At 60.0% G+C, this 25,152-nt stretch carries 23 protein-coding genes and 1 tRNA gene; 8 read left to right on the top strand and 16 right to left on the bottom strand.

The genetic code is table 11. The features are described from left to right. Positions 1-2: 2 nt before the first annotated feature. From V1T76_RS00865 to cueR, 6 genes are all read right to left on the bottom strand, one after another. Entirely contained in the window at positions 3-581 is a 579-nt protein-coding gene (locus tag V1T76_RS00865; RefSeq protein WP_330558734.1) for an LptA/OstA family protein, read from the bottom strand. Between the two features lie 3 nt (positions 582-584). Then, positions 585-1,235, bottom strand: a complete 651-nt coding sequence (gene lptC / locus V1T76_RS00870) for an LPS export ABC transporter periplasmic protein LptC (protein WP_330558735.1) — start codon at positions 1,233-1,235, stop codon at positions 585-587. Positions 1,236-1,294: 59 nt separating this feature from the next. After that, positions 1,295-1,915, bottom strand: coding sequence for a ribonuclease D (locus V1T76_RS00875; RefSeq protein WP_330558736.1), 621 nt, complete (start codon positions 1,913-1,915; stop codon positions 1,295-1,297). 283 nt (positions 1,916-2,198) lie between these two features. Further along, positions 2,199-2,657 (bottom strand): c-type cytochrome, encoded by a 459-nt coding sequence (locus tag V1T76_RS00880; protein ID WP_330558737.1) that lies wholly within the window; start codon positions 2,655-2,657, stop codon positions 2,199-2,201. A gap of 17 nt (positions 2,658-2,674) precedes the next feature. Further along, the gene (locus tag V1T76_RS00885; protein WP_330558738.1) at positions 2,675-3,100 is read right to left on the bottom strand and encodes a cytochrome c; all 426 of its coding nucleotides are present in this window, start codon (positions 3,098-3,100) and stop codon (positions 2,675-2,677) included. Continuing rightward, positions 3,100-3,525: a Cu(I)-responsive transcriptional regulator gene (gene cueR, locus V1T76_RS00890; protein ID WP_330558739.1), complete on the bottom strand. Its 426-nt coding sequence runs from the start codon at positions 3,523-3,525 to the stop codon at positions 3,100-3,102. The genes V1T76_RS00885 and cueR overlap by 1 nt, the downstream gene beginning before the upstream one ends. Before the next feature lie 437 nt (positions 3,526-3,962). Between cueR and V1T76_RS00895 the strand changes: the two genes are divergently transcribed. Then, positions 3,963-4,778, top strand: coding sequence for a hypothetical protein (locus V1T76_RS00895; protein WP_330558740.1), 816 nt, complete (start codon positions 3,963-3,965; stop codon positions 4,776-4,778). Positions 4,779-5,028: 250 nt separating this feature from the next. After that, the gene (locus V1T76_RS00900; protein WP_330558741.1) at positions 5,029-5,376 is read left to right on the top strand and encodes an SMR family transporter; all 348 of its coding nucleotides are present in this window, start codon (positions 5,029-5,031) and stop codon (positions 5,374-5,376) included. A gap of 100 nt (positions 5,377-5,476) precedes the next feature. Here V1T76_RS00900 and V1T76_RS00905 read toward each other — a convergent pair. Further along, a tRNA-Leu gene (locus V1T76_RS00905) sits at positions 5,477-5,563 on the bottom strand. A 178-nt stretch (positions 5,564-5,741) separates the two neighbouring features. On the opposite strand from V1T76_RS00905, the gene V1T76_RS00910 reads away from it, so the two are divergent. After that, positions 5,742-6,716: a complex I NDUFA9 subunit family protein gene (locus V1T76_RS00910; RefSeq protein ID WP_330558742.1), complete on the top strand. Its 975-nt coding sequence runs from the start codon at positions 5,742-5,744 to the stop codon at positions 6,714-6,716. A 249-nt stretch (positions 6,717-6,965) separates the two neighbouring features. Next, complete coding sequence (locus V1T76_RS00915; RefSeq protein ID WP_330558743.1) at positions 6,966-8,228, top strand: MFS transporter; 1,263 nt, start codon at positions 6,966-6,968, stop codon at positions 8,226-8,228. A 29-nt stretch (positions 8,229-8,257) separates the two neighbouring features. Here the strand turns inward: V1T76_RS00915 and V1T76_RS00920 are convergent, their stop codons facing one another. Further along, entirely contained in the window at positions 8,258-8,494 is a 237-nt protein-coding gene (locus V1T76_RS00920; RefSeq protein WP_330558744.1) for a DUF1127 domain-containing protein, read from the bottom strand. 150 nt (positions 8,495-8,644) lie between these two features. Here V1T76_RS00920 and V1T76_RS00925 point away from each other — a divergent pair, with 150 nt between their 5' ends. Beyond that, positions 8,645-9,673, top strand: coding sequence for a helix-turn-helix transcriptional regulator (locus V1T76_RS00925; RefSeq protein ID WP_330558745.1), 1,029 nt, complete (start codon positions 8,645-8,647; stop codon positions 9,671-9,673). Positions 9,674-9,745: 72 nt separating this feature from the next. On the opposite strand, the gene V1T76_RS00930 is transcribed toward V1T76_RS00925, so the two are convergent. Next, on the bottom strand, positions 9,746-10,552 hold the full coding sequence (locus tag V1T76_RS00930; protein ID WP_330558746.1) for an undecaprenyl-diphosphate phosphatase: 807 nt from the start codon (positions 10,550-10,552) through the stop codon (positions 9,746-9,748). A 218-nt stretch (positions 10,553-10,770) separates the two neighbouring features. On the opposite strand from V1T76_RS00930, the gene V1T76_RS00935 reads away from it, so the two are divergent. From V1T76_RS00935 to V1T76_RS00945, 3 genes are all read left to right on the top strand, one after another. Continuing rightward, complete coding sequence (locus V1T76_RS00935; protein WP_330558747.1) at positions 10,771-11,463, top strand: glutathione S-transferase family protein; 693 nt, start codon at positions 10,771-10,773, stop codon at positions 11,461-11,463. A gap of 66 nt (positions 11,464-11,529) precedes the next feature. After that, positions 11,530-12,672: a tRNA epoxyqueuosine(34) reductase QueG gene (gene queG, locus V1T76_RS00940; RefSeq protein ID WP_330558748.1), complete on the top strand. Its 1,143-nt coding sequence runs from the start codon at positions 11,530-11,532 to the stop codon at positions 12,670-12,672. Positions 12,673-12,820: 148 nt separating this feature from the next. After that, a complete protein-coding gene (locus V1T76_RS00945; protein ID WP_330558749.1) occupies positions 12,821-14,989 on the top strand; it encodes a hypothetical protein in 2,169 nt (722 codons plus the stop codon). A gap of 101 nt (positions 14,990-15,090) precedes the next feature. On the opposite strand, the gene fdhF is transcribed toward V1T76_RS00945, so the two are convergent. The 7 genes from fdhF to V1T76_RS00980 all read right to left on the bottom strand — a co-directional run bounded on the left by fdhF (position 15,091) and on the right by V1T76_RS00980 (position 25,106). Next, positions 15,091-17,859, bottom strand: a complete 2,769-nt coding sequence (fdhF, locus tag V1T76_RS00950) for a formate dehydrogenase subunit alpha (RefSeq protein ID WP_330558750.1) — start codon at positions 17,857-17,859, stop codon at positions 15,091-15,093. Then, entirely contained in the window at positions 17,856-19,532 is a 1,677-nt protein-coding gene (locus V1T76_RS00955; protein WP_330559398.1) for an NAD(P)H-dependent oxidoreductase subunit E, read from the bottom strand. The genes fdhF and V1T76_RS00955 overlap by 4 nt, the downstream gene beginning before the upstream one ends. A 271-nt stretch (positions 19,533-19,803) precedes the next feature. After that, on the bottom strand, positions 19,804-20,334 hold the full coding sequence (locus tag V1T76_RS00960) for an RNA pyrophosphohydrolase (protein WP_330558751.1): 531 nt from the start codon (positions 20,332-20,334) through the stop codon (positions 19,804-19,806). 30 nt (positions 20,335-20,364) lie between these two features. Beyond that, positions 20,365-21,510, bottom strand: a complete 1,146-nt coding sequence (locus V1T76_RS00965; protein WP_330558752.1) for a divergent polysaccharide deacetylase family protein — start codon at positions 21,508-21,510, stop codon at positions 20,365-20,367. Positions 21,511-21,628: 118 nt separating this feature from the next. Then, positions 21,629-22,960, bottom strand: a complete 1,332-nt coding sequence (locus V1T76_RS00970; protein WP_330558753.1) for a S41 family peptidase — start codon at positions 22,958-22,960, stop codon at positions 21,629-21,631. Then, positions 22,957-24,303, bottom strand: a complete 1,347-nt coding sequence (locus V1T76_RS00975) for a murein hydrolase activator EnvC family protein (RefSeq protein ID WP_330558754.1) — start codon at positions 24,301-24,303, stop codon at positions 22,957-22,959. Before V1T76_RS00975 ends, V1T76_RS00970 begins: the two co-directional genes overlap by 4 nt. Positions 24,304-24,608: 305 nt before the next feature. After that, the gene (locus V1T76_RS00980) at positions 24,609-25,106 is read right to left on the bottom strand and encodes a GNAT family N-acetyltransferase (protein WP_330558755.1); all 498 of its coding nucleotides are present in this window, start codon (positions 25,104-25,106) and stop codon (positions 24,609-24,611) included. Positions 25,107-25,152: the final 46 nt, after the last annotated feature.

The following is a 25,152-nucleotide window of genomic DNA, read 5'->3' on the forward strand; positions in this document are numbered from 1 at the left end:
ACTCAGTTGCCGGTTTGGCCGTTGTTCACGCTGTTGGGCTGAATGCGAACCTTGACGCGGCCGTTGCCCTGCCCCGCCACCTTGCCGCCACCGGCGCTCAGGTTGGCCTTGCCGGTCTTCAGATTCACGGTCAGTTTGTTACCGACGACAACGTTCGGCCCCTGGCTGAGCACGACTTCCCGGCCGGTCATGACCATGACTTCCTTGTTCATGTCAAAGCTGGCCTCATCGCCCTTCGCTGTCTGATCCTTGGAGGTGATGAACACGCCGCCTTCCGCTTCCAGCTTGGAAATCCGCTGCTGAACGGCGCTCTCTTCGGTCTTTTCCGCACCGGAACCGACGTAGTAGACCTTGAGCCGCTGCGTCTTGAGGCTGGTTTCGCCCTGCGTCACCAGCACGTCGCCGACAAAGGTGGCGGTGTTGTTGTTGTCTTCGACCCGCAGCTCACTTGCCTCGATCTCGATGGGTTCACCTTCGTTCGACCCGAAGCCCGCGAAGGCATCGGAGAAGGTCTGGGCATGAGCCGAACCGGCAAGAAGGGCAGCGGCGGCGGCAATCGTCATGCGTTTCAGAAATGTCATCTCTTACTGTCCTTGCGAAGCAGGATTGAGGGTCATCTTGATGCCATCGGAAAATCTAACGATTCCCTTGGCTTTATCATAATCGAGTTTGCCCGCCACGACACGGCCCTGATCGGACCGGATGGACACGACGTTCGAGGTCTTCAGGGCGCCGTTGGTGAGATCGATCTCAACTTCGGACAAATCGACCGTGTAGCCTTCACTCCACTCAAGCTGAATGCCTTCGTAAAGCCGCAGACTTTCGGTGGCGTTGTTATAGGTGCCCTTCAGCGCCACGATTTGCGCGCTCTGGTCCTTGCTCAGCGTGATGTCGGCCCGAATGGTTTCGAGATCGATGATACGCGGGTCGCTGAGGCGCTGGATCGCCCGGTAGGCGGTGACCCGGTAAGAGCGGTCGCCATCATGGCCGGAAAGCTCGGGATGGTCCATCACCAGCCCCTCGCTGGTCAGCATCACGTTGGTAGCGCCGAAGCCGCTGAGCACGTTGAACAGCACCACCAGCCCCACCATGACGGCGAGGATCAACAGTCCGACACCAGGGAACAGCCAGCGCATGATGCGCACCATCACGCTGTGCCGGCGCGCAGCCCGTTGGGCGCGGCTCAAAGGCCGCCTGGCTGAATGCCCGTGCATGTGATCGCCAACAGCGCTCAATCCGTTCTCCGAAATCGTGTTCCAGGTGCCCTGACGCCAGGGCTCTTGGGAGAGGCCCCTTACGAGTGGGCAAAAATATCGTTTTCTTCCCAGCCCTTCAGATCGAGTTCCGCCCGCGTCGGCAGGAAGTCGAAACAGGCCTCGGCAATATGAGTGCGTTCTTCACGCTCCAGCATCATTTCAAACCGTTCCTTCAAGGCGTGCAGATGAAGCACGTCCGAAGCCGCATAGGCCAGTTGTGCATCGCTCAGGGTTTCCGCGGCCCAATCGGAGCTCTGCTGCTGCTTGGACAGCTCAACACCAAGAAGCTCTCGCGTGATATCCTTCAATCCGTGGCGATCCGTGTAGGTCCGCACCAGTTTGGAAGCGATTTTCGTGCACCACACCGGCGAGACCCGAATGTTCAGATAGTGCTGAAGCACCGCAACATCAAACCGGGCGAAGTGGAATATTTTGGGTTTGGACGTATCCGTCATGAGCGCAGCAAGGTTCGGCGCCTCGTTCTGGCCGCGTGCGATCTGGACCACATCCGCGCTGCCGTCGCCCGGAGAGAGCTGCACGACACAGAGCCGGTCGCGATGCGGGTTGAGGCCCAGGGTCTCTGAATCGACCGCCACCGCTTTTGCCGTTTCATAGGCTTTCAGGTCGGGCAGGTCGCCCTTGTGATAGCGGATGGTCATGTCGTTTCGTCTCCTCTGGCCTGTCCCGGGTGCACGTAGTGGCGGCGTTCCTGCCTTGCTGAACCGGCTGGACACAGCGCTTATGTCTTCAATTGCCGCACCTGCATTTATGCGATGGCATATGAATACAAGTTGAACATAGTGAAATGCGGACGCCTGGCGACTGCCCGCTACGGGCACACGACAGGTTCCTTACTCGAATAAGTTTTCCGTCAGGTAAAACATGCAGCGGGATGAGGCAAGCCGGTTGACCGCAGAACCATGCCGATGCGTGGACAGAATGCTATTTCTTGATACGAAAAACTTCGTGGCAGCTCTTGCAGGTTGCTGCCAATTTGCCGAAAGCACCCGCAATTTCCTTCTTGTCCTTACCGGCTTCTGCCACCCTCTTCAGGGCAAGTGCCGCGGCCTTCATGTTCTCCGCGGAGGCAGAAAATGCAGGCCAGTTCTTCCAGATCTCCGGGCTCGCTTCGGTCGGTGTTTGATCACTGCCTTCCGGAAACAGAGCCGTTAGTGTATCGCCCGAGTGTGCTGCGATGGCATCGCCTGCATGAACCACCAGATCCGGATCAAAGACGGAGCCGCCTTTCAGCATGTTCCCGATGGATTTCATGTTGCGGCTGATATCCGACATCACATCCATACGTTCCTTGACGACGCCGCTTGCACCGCCATGGCCAAAGGCAGCTCCCACAGAAATCAAGCCTGCCCAAAGCACCAACGCCACTCTCCCAATCCGCATCCATTTCCCCCTTGCTTTCAGTCGATCCCGTTTGCCCGCTGCAAGGTGCGAACATAAACGACGATCTTTTCGACATCCGCCTGGCTAACGCCCTCCACGGGTGGCATGTCGCCAAACGGCCAGTGATGGGCGCGCACGCCGCGTGCAGTTGCCAGCAGAAAGGCGCCGTCGGCATGATGGCCAGGTTCGTAAATCTTGTGAACAAGCGGCGGGCCGATGCCCTCACGCCCTCCAGCGTTCTCGCCATGGCAACTCGCGCAGTTTTCACGAAAAAGCGTTTCGCCCGCCAGCGCCTCTCCCTCCAACGCCGGAACCTGAACTTCCACCAGGGCAGCTCCGCTGCCACCGGGGGACTGTTCTTTCTCCGCTACGAGCCCCCAAAACAAAACGGCCAGAACAGCAGCCGACAGGACCGCTGAAACGATTAGGAAGACCCTTCCCATCAGCTCCGCCCGGTGCTTTCGTCCGCTTGATCGGGCGCGTGCTGCCCGGACAGGTCGTCAATGATGGGACAGTCTGGCCGGTCATCGCCATGGCAGGCTGTCACCAGTTCCGACAGAACCTTCCTGAGCGACCGGAGTTCATCGATCTTGCGATCGACTTCCTTGATCTTTGCATGGGTGATCGCCTTCACATCGGCGCTTGCCCGGTTGCGATCCTCATAAAGAGAGAGCAGTTCGCGGCATTCGTCGATGGAAAATCCAAGACTGCGCGATCTTTGAAGGAACTTCAGGCGCTGGAGATCACTGTCGACAAAGTCACGATAGCCGTTTTCGCTGCGCAGCGGCCGGACAAGGCCGATATCCTCATAGTAGCGGATCGTCTTGACCGGCAATCCACTTTGTTCTGAAGCTTCACCGATATTCATTTTGCTGTTCCTCAAAACATCATCCGGTGCGCCCCGCCAACCGGTTATGGGTACGGCCCCAAAACCTCAGCCAAGCCCTTAGGCCAAATCCCCAGCTGGTCCGCGGTCCGTCCTGAGAACGGCCGGTGTGCCGAATGCCTTCCACGGCCAGTCCTGATGGGTGCCGGATTATGCCATCAGATAGGCCTTCCAGTTGCTGGAAGGTCAAGGCTGATAATTGTTTATTGTTCGATCCGGCAGCCATCCTGATAAGAGACAGGATTTCACGGACGCCGAGCCCCTCCCGAATTAGCCTCTCCCTCTCGGAACGACGGCAATTCCAGCCTCCTTTCCTGAATTGATTGGGTGTGCCTTCACGCACTGTTAACCATAAATTGCAATACCTGACACACCAATAGCGCGCATTTACGCGTACTCACACAAGCGGTGTTTCAGCTATGAAAAGACTTTTTCAGTCCCTTCCGGTTGCTGCCCTTCTGGCGCTGTGCTCTGTGCCCCAGGCTTCGGCTGCCGATCTTTATTCAGGGCCAGGCGAACTCTATCAGCCATCGACGCTGCGTGGCAGCATTGGCCTGCGTTACTGGTACAGCAAGTCGCGCTCCGATCTGGACAACAGCGGTTTCGATATTTCCAGCACCGACAACGTCACTTCAAATACCGCTGAACTGGTCGGGACGCTTGAAGACACCACGGCCAATACCTTCGTCAGAGGGTATGTCGGCCTCGGCAGGAGCAATGGCGGCGACGTGCATTTCGCAGGTTACGAGATGGACAGCACCGATGAGACGACGCTCGGATATGTCGTTATCGACGGCGGCTGGGGTTTTGCGCAATTCGCCAACAACCAGGTGCGGCTCAAAGGTTTTCTCGGCTATCAGTATCTTTCTGACGACGTTTCCGCGAAATACGGGAGCTTGACCGTCGAACAGTCCCGCGACTGGCACGCCATCCGTCTGGGCATGACTGCTGAAGGTGATCTGGGCCAACGCGTTGGCTGGTCCGTCGATGTGGCAGGCGTCCCCTGGAGCTACAACAAGATCGAGACCTGGGAGAGCGACTGGACCTATGGTCTGGAAGCCGACGCGATGCTGAATGTAGATCTCACCCAGAATTGGCAGCTCGGGGTCGGCGGCCGCTACTGGTGGCTTCATTCGAATTTCGACCGCAGACTTGTCACCACGGGCGAGAAAGTCGTGCTTGACCAGAACTATCACCGGTACGGCCTGCTGCTGGAAAGCAAATACACCTTCTAGAGTGTGACGCGTTTAACCGGAAATATCCTGCATCGCTTTTTGGTTTAGATCTCTGGTTTCAGACAGCGAAAAGCAATTCCAACAAAATGCGATTGGCTCTGGAACCGTGCCTGACAGAGATAACCCCACGGTTGGAAAGGTCCGCTCATGCGGGCCTTTTTCGTGTAAACCGGTGAGACGAAACCGCATGCCCCCTTAAGAGTTTTGACGCCTTTTCCCAAGTCCGCCTCACCGCCGAAAAGAACCCGACATGCCGAACAGCCTTGCCGTCACCTATCTTTTTCTCATCGCGGCCATCGTTGCCGAGGTGATCGCGACCTCAGCATTGGCAAAAACCGAAAATTTCACCCGCCTGCTGCCATCGCTCATCACAGTCGCCGGCTATGCCATCTCTTTCTGGCTGCTGTCCTATCCGATTCGTGTTTTGCCGACGGGAATCGTCTACGCGATCTGGTCCGGAGCGGGCATCGTGCTCATCACCATGGTCGCCTGGCTGGTCTTCGACCAAAAGCTTGATCTGCCCGCCCTGATCGGCCTCGGATTGATCCTTGCCGGGGTGGTGATCATCAATGTTTTCTCGAAATCGGTGGGGCATTAGGCGGAAGCGTTGAAACTGCCCCAAGAACGAAAAAAGCTCCGGAAAACCGGAGCTTTTTTAGATTGTTTCGGACCTTGGTAGTGTGTCCAAAACCGGAATTTGGTGCCCAGGAGAGGACTCGAACCTCCACGCCCTTGCGAGCGCTAGCACCTGAAGCTAGTGCGTCTACCAATTCCGCCACCTGGGCTGTGAGGGGGGCTTGTAAGGGTGGTTCCGGGGCTTGTCAATCACTCTGTGTGACTTTTTTTATTCATTCACAACCAGCCCTTCACAGACCCGCGGCAAAGGGCTAAGAAACTCCCAGACTGAGCCGGTCAATTTCCAGGCCGCCTCTCCTTTTGGACGCGACAGAAGGCATTTTCAGGATGTCCACAGCACTTAACGGCAAACTCGTCACGGTTTTCGGCGGATCGGGATTCCTTGGCCGTCACATCGTTCAGGCGCTCGCCCGGCGCGGTTACCGCGTGCGCGCGGCCGTCCGCCGTCCTGATCTGGCAACGCATCTGCAGCCGCTCGGCGCTGTCGGCCAGATCATGCCCGTTCAGGCGAACCTGCGCTATCGCTGGTCGGTCGACCGGGCGGTAATCGGTGCCGATGCGGTGGTCAACGCCGTCGGCATTCTGGCCCCGACCGGCAAACAGTCCTTCGACGCGGTTCAAGGCTTTGGTCCGCGCGCGATCGCGGAAGCCGCTCGCGCTGCCGGGCTCGATCGAATCACGCATGTGTCGGCCATCGGCGCAGACGCGCAGAGCACCTCCGCTTATGCCCGCTCCAAGGCCGTCGGCGAAGCAGGTGTTCTGGAAACGCTTCCGGAAAGCGTGATCCTGCGGCCCTCCATCGTGTTCGGTCCGGAAGACGAATTCTTCAACAAGTTTGCCGACATGGCCCGCTTCTCGCCGGTACTGCCGCTGCTTGGCGGCGGCGAGACGAAATTCCAGCCTGTCTATGTCTGCGATGTTGCCGAGGCGGTTGCCCGCTCCGTCGATGGCCAGCTTGCCGGTGGCACCACTTATGAGCTTGGTGGACCTGAAGTGAAAAGCTTCAGAGCTTGCCTGGAAGACGTTCTGGACGTCACACGGCGCAACCGCGTTCTGTTGCCGATTCCCTTCCCGGTTTCCTCGGCCATGGGCAAGGTGTTCCAGCTCTTCCCCTATGCGCCGTTCACGGCAGACCAGGTCGAGCTTCTGAAAACCGACAACGTGGTGTCCGACGCCGCAAAAAGCGAAGGCCGCACCCTGGAAGACATCGGCATCGAGCCGGCAACTGTGGCGGCCGTCTTGCCGACCTACCTGGAACGCTACCGCGAACACGGCCAGTACGACGCGCACCGGCCAGCGTAACGCTTATCTGCAGAACGCCTTTCTGCAAATGACGTCTGCGACGGGCCCTTCGGGGCCCGTTTTGTTTGGCAAGGCCCCCCGCCGCGTGTCGGGCATGTAAGCGCACTACACATGATGATTGGTCTCATCATTGGGGGTCAACACTCACTCGGCAGGCAGCACCTTTCACCCGGACGTCCCCGCAGATCACAGCTTTTCATTGCCGCATCCTGCAGCTTCACCTAACGTCAAAACTGACGGGAGGCGCAGATGTCATTTCTTGCCAAGGTCACGTTGCTGTTTGTTGTCTTTGTCGACCTGCTCGGTCAGGGACTGGTGTTTCCGATCATCAATTCTCTGGTGATGGAACCTTCGACATCCATGCTGCCGCAATCAACCAGCGACGCGATGCGCCATTTCGATTATGGCCTCATCATCGGCGTCTTCTTCCTGTGCTGGTTTTTCGGTGCACCCTACATTTCCAAACTGTCGGACGTCATCGGCCGCAAGAATGCAATCCTGATCTGCCTCGTCGGCGCGCTTGCCGGCTATGCGCTCACCATAGCGGCACTCACTCTCAACAGTTTCGGGCTGTTGATCCTGGGCCGTGCAATCACCGGGCTGACCGCCGGCAACCAGCCGATCGCGCAGGCTGCGATGATCGACGGCAGCAGGGACGACGAAGACCGCAACCGAAACATGGGCTACATCATAACCGGTGTCAGCTTCGGCCTGGTTGGCGGCCCGCTGCTTGGCGGCCTCCTGTCCGATCCGGTCCTGCTCGGCGATCTCGCCAGCATCAAGCTGCCCTTTTATGCCTGTTTCTTGCTGGTACTGATCGCCATCCTGCTGGTGGTGTTTTCATTCAAGGATGCCCGTGACGCTAAAGCCGGGCGACAGAAATTCGTGTTCCGGCCTTCGGACATCTTCGAACTCCTGTGGCGTATCCGGAAATATCCGACGGTGATGCGGCTGACGGTGGTGTTCTTCTTCTTCCACGTCGCCAACCTGTCGTTCTATATCTTCGTCGACAATTACCTGACCAGCCGCTTCGGCTACGGCACGCTCGGCGGTTCGATGGTGATGCTGACCATTGGCATAGCCCTTGCCTTTTCCAGCACCTTTCTGGTGGTGCCGGCGCAAAAGCGCTTCAGCAAGGAAGCCCTTCTGGGGATGACCTTCACAGTCTGGGCGCTGTCTGCGGCGGCCTTCATAGCTTCACCAAACGCCCTTCTGACCTATGTGCCGGTGTTCTGTTTCTACTTTGCCTTCGGCATCGCCTACCCGACGTTTCTCGGGCTTTATTCGGCAGCCGTCAGCGACAAGGAACAGGGCTGGGTCATGGGCGTGACCATCGCCGTTTTCACGCTGGTGGCGGGTGTGATCTCGCTGCTGGGCGGGGAATTGATCGGGCTCAATCTGGATCTGCCGTTCTACGGCGTGATCATCGCAGCGCTCACCGCCCTTGTGGTGATGTTCTTTGCCTGGAACAAGCCGGATATTAAGGCATTGATGCGCGGGACCGGCGGCTGACAGGAGATCTTGCCAGCCGCCGGAAGTCTTTACCCACGCCGAGGCCCCAACTTGAAGCGATCGTCATGCAACTCGCTGTAGCCGAGTTCGGTGCGCTGCAGGCCAATGTCCTTCAGCTCGCTCTCGCTCAGGCGAGAAAGAGCGCGGTGAGTTTCCCGGCGGCGAAGATAATTCCGGAACTCTGCGACACAAACGCGAAGGGCAGAAAACAGAACGCCACGGCTGTTTGCACGGCTACGAAAAATGGTGTCGATCTCAAGGCTCATCTCACTTCTCCTGTGGGCCAAATGCCCGTTCCTTCCTGGGGACAAGGGGAGAATGACAAACCAATCCTGACAGCAGTGAGTCATGTTTGATCCTGTTCTGTTCTCAGGTTATGATTTTTTTTGTCCCGACCTCACCGAGCCCGATTTCCCATGAACCCGATTGAACGCGCACTCGGCATCCTGCTGCTGCTGACCGGAGGCAAACTTGTCCCGGCAACCGTGCTTGCCGAACGATTTCACGTTTCGCTTCGCACGATCTATCGCGACATCGACCGGTTGATCGCGCTCGGCGTGCCGGTGGATGCGGAACGCGGTGCGGAAGGCGGCTACAGGCTTGCAAGCGGTTATCTTCAGCCGCCTGTAGCGCTGACGCGCAATGAGACGGCAGCCCTCCTGGCGGCGATGGCCCTGGTGCGTTCCAGCCGCACGGTGCCGTTGGCAGACGACCTTGCGGCGGCGGAAAAGAAGCTGGTGGCCTCCCTGCCGAAGACAGTGCACGGGCTGCTGAAGGAGGCGGACAGGATCGTCGGCATCGAACCGATCCCGCCCGACATCTTCCATTCCGGTACCAAGGCGGAACCGACCTGCGACTGGCAAAAGGCGCTGGATGGCTTCATGGCCGGGATCCTGGACGGCAAGCGCGTCCGCTTCGAACACGTCAACCCCGCACGAAAGACCGTGAAGGAACATGATGTCGAACCCTACGGCGTCATGTTCGACCGGGACCTCTGGTACCTGGCCGGGCGCTGCGTCGATACGGACACACTGAAGGTTTACCGGGCAGACCGGGTGCGAGGGCTGGAAATCAGCGGGCTGTTCTTTCGGCCGGACAAGAATTTTTCCATCAAGAGCCTTCTCGGAGGAGCCTGGCTGTCCCAGGCCATGCGCCGCTGGGAGCAGGAAGAAGCAATAGCCAAGATCCTCATCACGGCTTCCCAGGCGAAAAAGCTGAGTGCGGACTGGTATTACCGCCACGCCATCTTCACACCGGCTGGAGAGGGCCGGATCCTGGTCAGCATTCCGTCGACCGAGCGTGCCCGCATCCTGCCTCTCGTGCGCTGGCTTGGCCCGGGGGCCGAACTGCTCGGCCCCGAGGACCTTCGGCAAGAGCTTGCGGACGAACTGGAAGCGCTTGCGGGGCTCTATACCGCCAAGGGACAGCTCGACCGCTCAGCCTGAGACAAGGCCCTCCCCGCCCGCTCGGCACTTGTCGAGAAGGACGGGGCCACTCCAGACTTTGGAAACGCGGCTTCAGCCCAGGAAATAGAGCCCGGCAAAGCCGGCGATGCCGACGAAGATGCGCCACCAGGCAAAGGGTGCGAAGCCGTGTTTGGAGACGAAGTCGAGCAGGCCCTTGACCACGAACACACCGGAGATGAAAGAGGCGACAAAGCCGATGGCGATGAGCATGGCGTCATCCATCGAGAGCACGTCGCGGTTCTTGTAAAGGTCGTAGGCGAACGCGCCGGCCATGGTCGGCATGGCCAGAAAGAACGAGAATTCGGCGGCCGAGCGTTTGTCTGTCCCCATCAGCAGCGCGCCTGCAATGGTCGCGCCGGACCGCGAGACACCTGGAACCATGGCAAGGCACTGGCAAAATCCGATCTTCAGGCAGAGCGACAGCGGGTAATCCATCACATTGGTGTAGCGCGGCTTCAGCGGCAGGCGGTCAATCCACAGAAGAACGATACCGCCAAGCAGAAGCGTCGTGCAGATCAGCGCCGGTGTTTCGAACAGCACTTCCTTGATGAATCCATGCAGCAGAACGCCGATAACAGCGGCCGGCAGGAAGGCAATCAGAATACCGGCGACAAACCGCCGGCTGGACGGATCACTCGGCAAGGTGATCAACAATGTCCACAGGCGGCCGAAATAGACCGACAGAATGGCCAGAATGGCGCCGAGCTGGATCAGAACCTCAAAGGTTTTTCCCGTGCTGTCGAAGCCCAGAAAATGGCCGAGCAGCAGTATATGGCCGGTGGAGGACACGGGAATGAACTCGGTCAAACCTTCCACGATCCCCAAAATCAGAGCATTAACAATCGTTTGACCGTCCATAGTATATCTTGTCTCCAAATGGCTTGATGAAAACCAGCCTGACCAAGTATGTGTCGCGACTCATGACGTTGTCCGAGCCGCCGCTTATTTGACGAAGCGAGGTCACGCCGTCAAACCCTTGATAACCATATTCGGGGCAAACTCTCCGTTTAGACGGTTGCATCATTTGGCAACCGCTTCGACGTAGTGTTGCCACAGTTCAGGCTCTTAACCCCTTCATGCTGACGCTCTACCATCATCCGTTCTCGCCATCTTCACGGTTCATCCGGCTCATCTTGAGTGAATACGGCGCCGCCTTCGAGGAGCATCACGTGAACCCGTGGGAACGCCCACAGGCGCTGCTGGTGCTGAACGCGGCAGGCACCGTGCCGGTGATGGTGGAAAACGAAGGCCCTGCCATCTGCGGAGCCGGACCAATCATGGAATATCTGGATGAGACCCGCGGCTATGCCGTCGCCGACCGCCGGCTGATGCCGGATCATCCCGATGCCCGCGCCGAAACGCGGCGACTGGTCGAATGGAGCCTCGGAAAGTTCGACCAGGAGGTCATCGGCCATCTGGTGCGCGAACGCATCTACAAGCAGATCATGCCGAAGTCCGCCGGCGGCGGCGAACCGGATTCGGCTGCCCTGCGCGTTGCAAGAGCCAACATCCATCATCACCTCAAATATTTCGGCTATCTGGTCGCCTCGCGCCGCTGGGTTGCCGGCGACAGGTTGACCTTCGCCGACTTTGCCCTGGCTGCCGCCCTTTCCTGCGCCGACTATCTGGGCGAAGTGCCCTGGGGGGACGAGGAAGACATCAAGAGCTGGTATGCGCGCGTCAAGTCACGGCCGTCGATGCGCCCGCTCCTGGGCGAGAAGGTTTTGGGCATGCCCGCCGCACAAACCTATGCGGATCTCGATTTCTGAGACATTCTGTCTGCGTTCAACCGGCACCGGTTGACTATCCGTTGTTCCAAAGAGCCGCCGAAAGCCTTGGACCTGAAGACCCAAAAGCTTCTGACCGCCTTTGAGGAAAAGGCCCATGCCCTCGGTTTCGACGGCGTGAGGATCACTGCTGCCGACAGCATCCCCGAGGCCGGCGAGCGCCTGCGGCACTTCCTGGACAAGGGCTATGAAGGCAGCATGGGCTGGATGGCGGAAACCGCTGACCGCCGGTCTTCACCGCAGGCACTTTGGCCGGAGGTTAGCTCGGTCATCATGCTGGCGATGAATTACGGCCCCGGCAACGCGCCGCATGAGCATCCCCTCGCCCATCTTGCGGACAAGACCACCGGCGGGATTTCCGTCTATGCACGCCACCGCGACTATCACGATGTCATCAAGGGACGCCTGAAGGAGCTGGCCAGTTTCCTCGTATCCCGGTCCGGCGGCGACGTGAAAGTGTTCGTCGACACCGCTCCGGTGATGGAAAAACCGCTCGGAGAGGCTGCCGGGCTCGGCTGGCAGGGCAAGCACACGAACCTGGTATCCCGCGAGCTCGGATCCTGGTTTTTTCTTGGCGCGATCTTCACAACGCTTGATCTGCCACTGAGCGGTGCGGAGCGCGATCATTGCGGCTCGTGCCGTACCTGCCTCGACAGTTGCCCGACTAACGCCTTTCCCGCGCCCTACCAGTTGGACGCCAGGCGCTGCATTTCCTACCTCACAATCGAGCACCCCGGCCCCATACCGCACGAATTCCGCAAAGCCATCGGCAACCGCATTTACGGCTGTGACGATTGCCTGGCCGCCTGCCCCTGGAACAAGTTTGCCGAAGCTGCCCGGGAGGCCAAGCTCATTGCCCGCAAAGAGCTGATCAACCCGCAGCTTGCGGACCTGCTGTCGCTCGACGATGCATCCTTCCGCAAACTTTTTTCCGGATCGCCGATCAAGCGCATCGGCCGTGGCAAGTTTCTGCGCAATGTGCTGATCGCCGCCGGCAACTCGGGTGAACCGGCTTTGATCGAAAAGGTGGACGCGCTGCTGGCGGACGAGGATCCCCTTGTGCGCAGCACAGCCGTCTGGGCGTTCAGGCAACTTTCTGCACAGGAAGATTTTCAGAACCGCAAAACCACGGCATTACGCGTCGAAACCGACGAGTCCGTGCGCTCCGAGTGGCTTCACGCGCAAATCTGATCCGGCTTTTCCCGATTCGACCTTGTCATGTGATTGGTACATAGTCATGGAATGGCCTAGGTCTTGATGAGGACTTAGATGTCCAACCCCATCGGGACCGACCACGTTCGGACTGCCTGCTTCGGATCATTTTATTGGAGCCACAACATTGAATTTCCAGCCCGCTTCCGTTTTCTCATCCAAACCGGCCAGGGCGCGCGTCCGGCTGTTTATGCTCGGCACCGCGCTGGCGCTGGTCTCCGGTTCCGCCCTTGCGCAGGATACCGGAGAGATTGCCTATGAGGCTTATGTCGAAGGGTTGAAAAATCTTGGTGTCGAGGTCGAGAACGGCAGCGTCGCCTATGACGAAGGCAGCGACACGCTGACCCTGACCGACAGCACCATCACCTTGAGCGGTGTCATCGAGGATCTCCCGGCCGGGGAAACGGATGTCACAGGCAATGACGGCGCAACGGATATCGATCCGGCCAAGCTGACCGACCTCAGCTATTCGCTCTCACTCACCAGCGGCACGGTCACCATTACCGGCCTCAGCCATGAGGATGGCGACTTCACGGCCGCAACCTGGGTCTACTCGGACGATTCCGAAATGGCTCTGTCTGCGAGCGCGGAAGGCAAGGGCCGGCTGCAGATCGACGGCCGGTTGAGCGGCCTTTCCGCCACCAACTACAGCTTCACCATGCCGGAAGTGCCGGCGCAAGACGAGGCGCATCAGGTCAGCCGCTGGCTGCCGTTCGTGAAGGCGGCGCTTCTTACCTCCTATGACGAAGTGAAGCTCGATAACTCGGCCATGACTATCGAGGCCGAGGAAACCGAAGACGGCAAGGACACGCTGGTTCTGTCAGGCACCATGCAAATCGCCGGATACCGCATGGCGGATGCCGAAGACGGCCGGATTGGCGAATACACGATCGATAGCATGACCCAGTCGCTGCAGACGCTGGACCCGGCCTCCGGCAAAATGCTGAACCAGACCACCAGCCAGGGCAAAACGATCTACAAGGACATGGACGCCGCTGCGTTCTTCGATCTGTTTGACCCAAATGTTCCGGAAACCGGTGACGAAGTGGTCATGCTCGGGTCAGCTTCGGCGATCGACTACAAGTCCAAACAGGATCTCGGCGATGGGCTCGCGGTTGAAATAACCGTCGACAAAACCTCGATTGACGAACTCACGGTCATCAAACGCGAGAACAACATCCTCGCGCTGTTGGACGGGCTGTTCACGAAAAAGGCACCGGCACCTGAGGAACTGATCACCGGCGTCTTCCAGTTCTACCGGTCCTTCGGGGTTACCGATGCCCGCGTCAGCGGCATCAACGTGACCGTTCCGACGCCGGGTCCCGAGAAGCCGATCGAGGTTGCCATCAAGGAAATGGCGATGTCGGAGATCAATTCCGATGGCATCGGCGAAATGATGATCGTCAGTATCGACGCCCCGGAACTGCCTGAGGGCGCATCATTCAAGCTCGACTGGGCGGCTGTCGGCGACATCGAATTTGCCGAATATACACCCATGCGCGCCATGATCAGCACGTTGATGGCCGACCCTTCCTTCGGTGAAGATCATCCGATGGACGTCGCCCGGGCGTTCATGCCGCGCTCGTTCGGCTATGAGCTTGAGGGGCTGGACCTCAACATTCCGAATGTCGGACGGACGGAAATCGGCAAGACCGAGATGACGTTGTCCAGTACGGTGCCGCCGATCCCGACAAGCATTCATTCCAAAACCGATGGTTTGAAAGTGCCCGTCGAGACCATCGACGATCCGGAAGTCCAGGCTCTTCTGGAAGCTCTCGAGCTGAAAAACATCGTCTGGTCCGACGAGACCCGGCTCTATTGGGACGAGGCAACGCTGGAACTGCGCCTGGAACGCATGATGGTGGATGTCGAAGGCCTCGGCCGTGCGGAACTGTCCGCCCGTCTCGCAAACGTACCGAAGTCGCTGTTTGAAGACCCTGAAAACCAGGGACAGATGGCTCTTGTGGTTGCGCAGTTTGTTGATGCGTCGCTGACCTTCAAGGATGCCGGCCTCACCAGGAAGGGACTGGCCCATATGGCCGAAGCCCAGAACATTCCGGAAGACGCCTTCCGGGAGGCCCTTGTGGCTCAGGCGGGGCAGATGACCGCTCCCATCCAGAACCCTGCGTTCACGCAGATGATCAGCGAAGCTGCCTCGAAGTTCCTCAACAATCCGGGAGAACTGAAGGTAACCCTAACCCCGCCGAACCCGGTTCCGCTGGCTCAGATCCTTGGTTCGATGGCTGCACCGCAGACCCTGCCGGACCTTCTGGCCGTCAAGGTTGTCGCGAACTGATTGCACTGATCCACTAGACTTGAAAAACCAAAAGGCCGGGCACTTGCCCGGCCTTTTCTGCTCCAAAGCGGCCGATGGCCGTTCCTGACGTTCTTTAAGCCTCATTCGGCCGCGTGCTGCTGACCGACCGGCCCGATCCGGGCGGCGCAGAATTTGAACTCCGGGATCTTGCCGAAGGGGTCAAGCTGCGGGTTGGTCAGGAAGTTTGCAGGGGCTTCGCTGAAGCAGAAGGGGATAAACAGCATGCCTGTCGACACGTCCCGGTCGGCGCGCAGGGTCAATGTGATCGCTCCCCGCCGTGTTTCCACCCTCACCTGCTGGCCGATGTCCAGACCTGAAAGCTTGATGTCGCGTGGATTCATGGAGACGACGGCTTCCGGTTCGATGGCGTTGAGCACCTGCGCACGCCGTGTCATGGCACCGGTGTGCCAATGCTCCAGCATGCGGCCCGTGGTCAGCACCAGCGGGAAGTCGTCGTCAGGCAGTTCGTCCGGCGGCACCAGATCCGTCGGCACGATGCGGCCACGGCCATCGGCTGTCGGGAAGGACTGGCCGAACAGGATTTCGTTGCCGGGCTTGTCCGGAGCGTCTGCCGGATAGGTAACCGTGCCGTCGCGTTCCAGCCGTTCCCAGGAAATGTTGCTCAGCGAGGCCATGTGCGAGCGCATTTCCTCGTAGATCGCCGGCACGCCGTCATAAGTCCAGTTAAGGCCCAGACGATTGGCGAGGTCGATGAGGATCTGCCAGTCGGCCCGAGCTTCACCCGGCATCGGCACGCAGGGACGGCCGATCTGAACCTGGCGGTTTGTGTTGGTGTAGGTGCCGAGTTTTTCCGCATGGGCGGAGGCCGGCAGGATCACGTCCGCATGCCAGGCGGTTTCCGTCAGGAAGATGTCCTGAACCACCAGATGCTTCAGACTGGCCAGCGCCTTGCGCGCATGTGACTGGTCCGGGTCGGACATCGCCGGGTTTTCGCCCTGAACGAACATCGCCTCGATGCCACCGTCCAGGATGTCGTCCATGATCTCCACCACGGTCAGTCCGCGCACGGGGTCGAGCGTGCGGCCCCAGGCATCCTCGTATTCGGCGCGGATGTCCGGGTTTTCAACCGAGCGGTAGTCCGGAAAGACCATCGGTATGAGGCCCGCGTCGGACGCCCCTTGCACGTTGTTCTGGCCGCGCAGCGGATGCAGCCCCGTGCCCGGGCGGCCGATCTGGCCGGTGGTCAGCGCCATGGCGATCAGACAGCGGACGTTGTCGGTGCCGTGGACATGCTGCGACACGCCCATGCCCCAGAAGATGATCGACTTGGCGCTGGTGGCGTAGAGCCTCGCGACCTCCCGCAGGGTTTGCGCGTCGATGCCGCAGACCGGCTCCATCGCTTCCGGCGTGAAGTCGGCGATCTTTTCCTTGAGCGCCTCGAAGCCATCCACATGGGCGGAGATATACTGGCTGTCGTAGAGACCTTCGGTAATGATGACGTTGAGGATCGCGTTCAACATCGCGACATCCGTGCCCGGCTTGAACTTCAAGCCGTAGTCGGCAAAGCGCATCAGCCCCTGGCCGCGCGGATCCATGACGATCAGCTTGGTGCCGTTCTTGGCCGCCTGCTTGATGTAGGTTGCCGCAACCGGGTGGTTCTGTTCCGGACGGGCCCCGATTACGATCATGCAATCGGCGTCGCCGGCCGCATTGAATGGCGCTGTCACAGCCCCCGAGCCGATACCCTCCATGAGCGCGGCCACGGACGACGCGTGGCAAAGACGCGTACAGTGGTCGACGTTGTTGGTCTGGAAGCCCTGGCGGATGAGCTTCTGGAAGAGATAGGCTTCTTCGTTGGAGCCCTTGGCTGAGCCGAACCCGGCGATGCCACGGCCGCCCTTGGCGTCATAGACCGCCTTCAGGCCACCTGCGGCACGCTCGAGCGCTTCTTCCCAGGTCGCTTCGCGGAAGTAGTCGAGATGATTTTCCAAGTTCATGGCGATGTCGGCGCGCTTGGGCGCATCGTCCCGCCGGATCAGTGGTCTGGTCAGGCGCTCCGGGCTGGACACGTAGTCAAAGCCGAAGCGGCCCTTCACGCACAGCCGGTTTTCGTTGGCCGGGCCGTCACGGCCTTCGACGCTGACGATCCTGCCGTCCTTCACTGAAACAGACGTCAGACAGCCGACGCCGCAGAAGGGGCAGACGCTGTCGACGGTTTCTTCGGCAAAGATCTCGCGCTTGCTGGCGGTGGCGTCCAGAAGGCTCTTTTCCATCAGGGCCCCGGTCGGACAGGCCGACACGCATTCACCGCAGGCAACGCATGTGGAAAGCCCCATCGGGTCTGCCAGATCGAACACCGGCACCGTGTGCGATCCCCGGTCGGCCATGCCGATGACGTCGTTGACCTGAACTTCCCGGCAGGCCCGTTCGCACAGGTTGCAGGCGATACAGGCGTCCAGATTGACCGCAATGGCCGGATGGGAAATGTCTTGTGCCGGTTTGGCGCAGGGCGCAAAACGGCTGGCGGAAACACCGACGCGGTCGGACCATTTCCAGAAATCGCTTTCCGGGTCGGGATGGTGATCGCGTGACGGCTGGTCTGCGGCCAGAAGTTCGAACACCATTTCGCGCGCTTTGGTGGCGCGTTCGCTGGCGGTCTTCACCACCATGCCCTCGGCAGGGGTGCGGATACAGGAGGCGGCAAGCACGCGCTCGCCTTCGATATCGACCATACAGGCCCGGCAGTTGCCGTCAGACCGGTAACCCGGGGCGTCCTTGTGGCAGAGATGCGGGATGGCAACGCCTTCGCGCTTGGCAACTTGCCAGATGGTTTCGCCATCTTCCGCAGTGACCATCCGACCGTCGAGAGAGAAAGTGATCTGGCTCATGCCTCAAACTCCTCCGGGAAAAATTTCAGCACCGATGTGACCGGGTTGCTGGCTGCCTGGCCAAGGCCACAGATCGATGCCGAGCGCATGACGGCGTCGAGATCGGCGATCTTGTCCTTGTCCCAGTCGCCCGCGGCCAGAAGATGTTCCATCTTCTCCGTTCCGGACCGGCAAGGCGTGCACTGACCGCAGCTCTCGTGCTTGAAGAAGCGCATCAGGTTCAGCGCCACATCGCGCATGTCATCCTGATCGGAGAAAACGACGATGGCGTGGCTGCCGATGAAACAGCCGTATTTGTCGAGCGTGCCGAAATCGAGCGGCTCGTCGGCAAGCGAGGCAGGCAGGATACCGCCCGAAGCGCCACCCGGCAGGTAGGCCTTGAAGACGTGGCCTTCCTCCATGCCGCCGCAGAATTCGGCCAGGAGTTCGTTCATCGTGATGCCAGCCGGGGCAAGCTTGACGCCGGGCTCCTTGACGCGTCCGGAGACAGAGAAGGAGCGATAGCCCTTGTGGCCGCGGCGCCCATGGCCGGCAAACCACTCCGGACCTTTTTCGACAATGTCCCGGATCCAGAACAGGGTCTCGACATTGTGGTTGAGCGTCGGCCGGTCGAATAGGCCAACCTGCGCAATAAAAGGCGGGCGGTGACGCGGCAGGCCGCGCTTGCCTTCGATAGATTCGATCATCGCGCTTTCTTCGCCGCAGATGTAGGCACCCGCCCCACGGCGCAGCTCGATGTCGATGGTCGTGATGATACCAGCCTGACGCAACGCCTCGATTTCCGTCCGCAGGATTTCAAGGACCGCCGGATATTCGTCGCGCATGTAGAGATAGATGCGCGCTGCTGAAATCGCATGGGCTGCAATCAGCGCGCCTTCCAGGAGCCGGTGCGGATCCCTCTCCAGGTGAACGCGGTCCTTGAACGTGCCCGGTTCGCCTTCGTCACCATTGATGGTGAGGTATTTCGGGGCCGGCAGATCGTGGACGATCTTCCATTTCGTGCCGGTGGGAAAGCCGGCACCGCCGAGGCCGCGGAGCCCTGCTTCCAGAGCCTTGTCCGCGATTTCAACCGCGTCCAGTTCGCCGTTGCGCACCCGCTCCAGCAACGCGTAGCCACCGGCGGCGCGATAGGCGTCCAGCTTGATGTAATCGGGAAGCGCAGGATCAGAATTTCCCTCGAACAGGGCCGCGCGCACGGAGACCTCGCTGGCATTGTCGATCGCCCGCTTGCCCACCTGAACAGCCGGGGCACCGGCACAGCGGCCGATGCAGGGAACTTTCTGAATGCGGACTTTCGCCGGATCGACCCCGGTTTCGAGCGCTGCCGCCAGAGCATCCGCGCCCTTCAGCGCACAGGCAACACTGTCGCAAACCCGAACGGTCAGCGGCGCAGGTCTGGCATCGCCTTCGCGCACGATGTCGAAATGATGATAGAAGCTCGCGACCTCGTAGACTTCAGCCTGCGACAGGCGCATCTCGTCTGCCAGCGCGCGCAGATGCCGGGCTTCCAGGCAGCCGAATGCATCCTGGATCTTGTGGAGGTGTTCGATAAGCAGGTCGCGCCGGCGCGGCTCATCGCCCAGCAGTTTGCGGACCTCGTCCAGAGCCGCATCATCCACCTGACGCCCTTTTGGCTGGGACGGCTTGCGTGAAAGCCCCTTGCCGAACGACATTGGCGTACCTCCCATAGTGTTGGAGCGCATCTGGATTTCGCGTCCGCGCCCCTTTCTTGACCTTCGCGGCGTTGGCAGGCGGTTCGCAACTGCAAACCGCTCACCTCCCCCGTATTTTGGTCCGGATGTTAGCCGCGCCGTTTCGGCCTGTCTGTTTGAAAAACGACAAACGGGACTCCAATGCTGACGCTTTGGAGCTCATTGCCGGAAACGACTTCCCGAAAACGGGCGAGGCCGGACCATCATGCAAGCCTGTTCAGACTGCGTCGTCTCAAGACGTCAGATGAGAAAACGCTGCAACAACACGCTCATAGACCGGGCGCTTGAACGGCACGATCAGGCCTGGCAGGCGGTCTGCATCTTCCCAGCGCCAGTCGCTGAATTCCGCCGTGTGCCCGTCGGGTGGGGTCAGAATGTTGATCTCGTCTTCCGATCCGTCAAATCGGTAAGCGATCCAGCGTTGCGCCTGTCCGCGATACTTGCCCTTGCGAGACATGCGGACGACCTCATCGGGATAGTCGTAGGCAAACCATTCCGGAGCTACTTCAAGCAGGGTGACGGACCTGATCGAGGTTTCCTCGTAAAGCTCACGCCGGGCAGCAGGTTCCGGCGCCTCACCCTTGTCGATGCCGCCTTGCGGCATCTGCCAGCAGTATTCGTAGTTAGATGAACTGCCGCCGTCGTCGCGGCTGCCGATCCAGACCTTGCCCGCCTTGTTGATGAGCATGATCCCGACGCAGGGCCGGTAAGGAAGACCGTCGACAGGTTCCGGGAACCCCGGTCCGAGTGCCAGCTTCGTCACAAAAACCTCTTGGAATTCAATATGCAGACATTATCGGTCAATGGTCGCGCTGACCGGAACAAGCTGGAGGCCCCGTTCTTCCAGGTCCTGTACCCACTTTTCCAGTTGCCGCACGGTGACCGGCAAGGCCGAGGCGGTTGCCACCGCGACCCCGCGGGCACGGGCGACACTTTCGAGCTGCAGCAGCTTGGCGTCAATATCGTCTTCGCGCGGCACTTCGTCCAGCACCACGTCCACCCCGCTGAACGGGATGCGTTTTTCCTTGGCAACGTCATCCGCAATGGATCTGGAAGAGGTGCCATTGTCGGCAAACATCAGGCCACGGGCCTTCAGTTTTTCCAACAGGAATTCCATCGACGGCTTGGTTGCCGTGAAGCGGGCTCCCATTTCGGGAATGACGCCCACATAATTGGTTGCCCGTGTCAGCAGGAAGCCGAGACGATCCATCATCTCGTCGGGGCGCAGGCTGACCAGCAATGTATGCGGCCCCGGGTCGTTGTCCGGAAAATCGAACGGCTCTAGAGGCAGTTGCAGCAGCAGTTCGTGGCCCTTTGTCCGCGCCTGCTGCATCCACACGTCCAGATCTCCGCCATAGGGAGCGAGCGCAAAGGTCGTATCGGCCGGCAAGCGGGTGATCGCGTTCTGGGTGCCGGTTTCGCTCAGCCCGAGACCGGTCACAATGACGGCAATTTTTGGTATCGAGGTGAATTCGTGCACGACAGGCCGCGAATAGGCATCCAGCGGGCGCACGCCTGCATCGCTGATCTTCGGAAGGAAGCCGAAATCGGAGCGTTCGCTGACGCGGCTGTCCGGATTGATCGACAGGCTGGTGACCGGGGCATTCGGACCAAGTCCGTCGGGACGCATGACCATGTCATAGCGCGGGCCAAGCAGATCCTTGCTGCTTTCCGGGCGCAGGTTCGGGCCCAGATCGCCGTCGATGCCCGGGCGGATCTCGACAACTTCAATATCCTGGGAGGTGACCCCTTCGACGATAGCATCGAGCGGCAGAACGGCGACAGGTTCGCCGCCCAGCGGGTCATCGACAACGGTGATCCAGACAAGCGTCGACGTGACAATGACACTCAGAATACCGACCCCGATAAGACCGAACGGCAGCCTGACGAGCCGCCGCTTGCCCATACCTAATGGAGCTGTGAGATCTTCGCTCGACATACCGTCCTGAGCCTATTGCTCGGTTCCAGGAAGCTCCCGGACCGGAAAGTTTGTTTTTGATGTACGCAGAACGAGAACGAAAAGTCGCGCGCCGGCGGACCGGCGCGCGTTGCGTGTTTTAGTTTTTGACAGCGGCGCTGTCGGAGACCGGCGGGAAGGCGCTGTTTGCCTGCTTGCCGCGCAGAAGGTCGAGCGCCAGGTTCAACTGGTTGTCGTCCTTCGGGTCAGACGGAACGTAAGCCTGGCTGCCGCTTTCTTCCTCACCTTCGGATGCTTCCAGGTGACCGCGCAGGCCAGCTTCGCCCTTGGTGTCGACCCGGCCGACCAGATCCTCCGGCAGATCCTGCAGGGATTCGATATCCGGTACGATGCCCTTGGCCTGGATCGACGTGCCCGACGGCGTGTAGTAGCGCGCGGTGGTCAGGCGGATGGCGCCGTTCGCCCCAAGCGGAATGATCGTCTGGACGGAGCCCTTGCCGAAGGACCGCGTACCGAGGATGGTGGCACGGCGGTGATCCTGCAGAGCGCCTGCAACGATTTCCGATGCGGAAGCGGAGCCGCCGTTCACCAGCACGATGACCGGCTTGCCGTTCGTCAGATCGCCGGCACGGGCGTTGTAACGCTGGGTTTCTTCAGCTTCACGGCCACGGGTCGAGACAATCTCACCCCGGTCGAGGAACGCGTCGGAAACGGCAATGGCCTGATCCAGCAAACCGCCCGGGTTGTTGCGCAGGTCGATGACGAAGCCCTTGAGCTTGTCATCACCGATGTTCGCAGTCATTTCCTCGATGCCTTCCTTGAGGCCGTCGAAGGTCTGCTCGTTGAACTGGGTGACGCGAACGTATCCGACGTCATCCTCTTCCCGCCAGCGCACCGACCGGATGCGAATGATGTCGCGGGTGATGGTGATGTCGAACGGTTCGGCGCTGCCCTTGCGGCGCACGGTGACCACGATGTCCGTGTTGACCGGACCGCGCATCTTTTCAACCGCCTCGTTGAGCGTCAGGCCCTGGACCTGCTCCCCATCGATGTAGGTGATGTAGTCGCCCGCAAGAACACCGGCCTTGGCGGCAGGGGTATCGTCGATCGGCGACACGACCTTCACAAGGCCTTCTTCCATGGTGACTTCAATACCGAGACCACCGAACTCGCCCCGGGTCTGCACCTGCATGTCCCGGAAGCTTTTCGGGGACATGTAGCTGGAGTGCGGGTCGAGAGAGGTCAACATGCCGTTGATGGCGCTTTCGATAAGCTGAGCGTCATCAGGGACTTCCACATAGTCGGAGCGCACGCGCTCGAACACGTCGCCGAACAGGTTGAGCTGCCGGTACGTATCCGTCGCCGCCGCGTTGGCAGCAACCGAGACATTGATCGGCATCTGGGACAGTGTCGTGACTGCTGCAGCTCCCATGAGAGCACCCACCAGCAGCAAGGAAGCTTTCCGTATCATCCGCGAGCCTTTTCTTCTTCAGTGCGTGCCCACCAGGGTGTGGGATCGATCGCACGACCGTCTTTCCGGAATTCAACATAAAGGATCGGCTGGGTCGACCCCAAACCGAACGTCGAGGCGCTAGCCCACTGGGTTGCGCCCATCACACCAACCGGTTCCCCGGTCAAAACAAATTGCCCCAACTCCGCATCGATCCGGTCCATTCCGGCCAGCAACACATGGTAGCCGTCGCCGGTATTCAGGATCAAGAGCTGTCCGAACGAACGGAACGGTCCCGAATAGACCACCCATCCGTCCGCAGGTGAAGTAACATTCGAGCCAGGACGCGTGGCAATAGATTGCCCCTCCGTCACGCCGCCGAAATCGTCCTCCTGGCCATAATCCTTCAAAAGCGTGCCCGCAACCGGCTGCGGCAACTGGCCCTTGGCATCCTGGAACGAAATGGCCGGTGCCAGACGTCCCGGATCGGCAAAGGGATCAAAACTGCGCGAGGGATGCTTTCGGGCCTCGAGCGCTGCCTGGCGCGACTTTTCCGCCGCCTCCCGTGCGCTTTCGATTTCCACTTCCAGGGTCGCGATCAACTCCTGGAGAGACCCCGCCTTGTCTGCAAGTTCCGCCGCACGTTCCTTCTCTTCCTGAAGATCCTGTACCGATCGTTGATGTTCCTGCCTTTTTGCGCTCAGAAGAAGCTCCAGCCGGGACTTTTCCTCAGCCAATCGCATTGCATCGCCGCGCAGGCGGTTCTTTTCCTCCGCAATCACCGTCTTCAGGCGGTGCAATTCCTCAAGATCCGCTGCCAGCGCCTCTGTTTCCACCTTCAGCTCCGGCATGACCGCGTTCAGGAGAATCGCACTGCGCACGGCCGAAAGCGCGTCACTGGGGCGCACCGCAAGCGCCGGTGGCGGCCGACGACCGATTCGCTGAAGCGCAGCCAGCACTTCCGCCAGCACATCGCGGCGCGAAATCAGCGACAGACGCACAGCGTCCTCATTCTCACCGAGCGCACGCAGCCGGCGTTCGGTATCGGTCAGCTCCCCCTCCAGACCTTTGATCGTGTCGGAGGTGCTGATGATCTTGGCATTCAACGTGTCCCGGTCGCGATCAAGTGCGCGGATCTCACGCGCGATGGCGGCCTGACGGTCTGTCGAAACCTCGATATCGCGCGAGAGCGCAGCAAGTTCCTGTTCGCGTTGCTTCTTGCGTTCCAGTGCGGCGGTCACCTCAGGTGGCGGTGCGGCCTGTTCCTGGGTGGTCGTCTCGTCGGCACTTTCGGTCGACCCGGCAGGCAGGGGCAGGACAAGCGAAGCAGCAGTCAGACCACTCAAGAGCAAGCGGAAAAGCATCCGTCTCTCAAGTTCCGAACGCGCCGCTGTCATGCGTTCCGCTATCAACCTGCCTAAGCTCCCAAAGGGTTATCTTCCAATGCGATACACAGTCTGCGTTAACGAACCGTTTACCCTAGTGACCGGCCGATTAACTTTTTACTCCCACCGTGATCGCATTCCCTCTTCTGTCTGATCGATGACCGTTACGCGGCGAATGCGGCGAGATACAGGCATTCGCGCCTTTTTCCGCCCATTGGACTGTTAATTTTTGGTCATGGTGACGTTGCGGCAACATCTTTGGTCGGCAATTCCGGGCCCTGCCCTCACCGCCCAAAATGCCTGTAGACAATATCTTCAGGCTCCGGCCGCGGTGCATCGTCATCCAGGGTTGCCCCCAGTCTTTCGGCAAGACGCGCCGAACGATTGTTGTCCGCGTCCATGTAACTGACCAGAGACGGCAACTGCCGCTCCTGCAGTGCCCAGTCGCGAAAGGCCCTGGCGGCTTCATACGCATAGCCCTTGCCTTCCGCATGTTCATAGACAAACCACCCCAGCTCGTGCTCGGGAAAAAGCGGCCCGTGATTGATGCCGACCTGGCCGAGGACCTCCCCCGAAACACGCGCTTCCATCATCAAGGCGCCGTGTCCCATCAAGGGCCATTGCGCAACATCGTGGCAGAACATGCCCCAGGCGGCGGATCGCGACATCGGGCCGCCCATATACCGGGAGCGGTCGGAGGCCATCAAAGCCTCGTACATCGGCCAGTCCGACAGGGTCATCGGCCGCAAGACCAGTCTTTCGGTTTCAAGTGCCGGTATCACCAGGTCTCTCCCAGTATTTTCCAGAGTTTTTTCAGCCGCTATCAGG

This window comes from Roseibium sp. FZY0029, from assembly GCF_036350355.1.
Taxonomy (GTDB): domain Bacteria; phylum Pseudomonadota; class Alphaproteobacteria; order Rhizobiales; family Stappiaceae; genus Roseibium.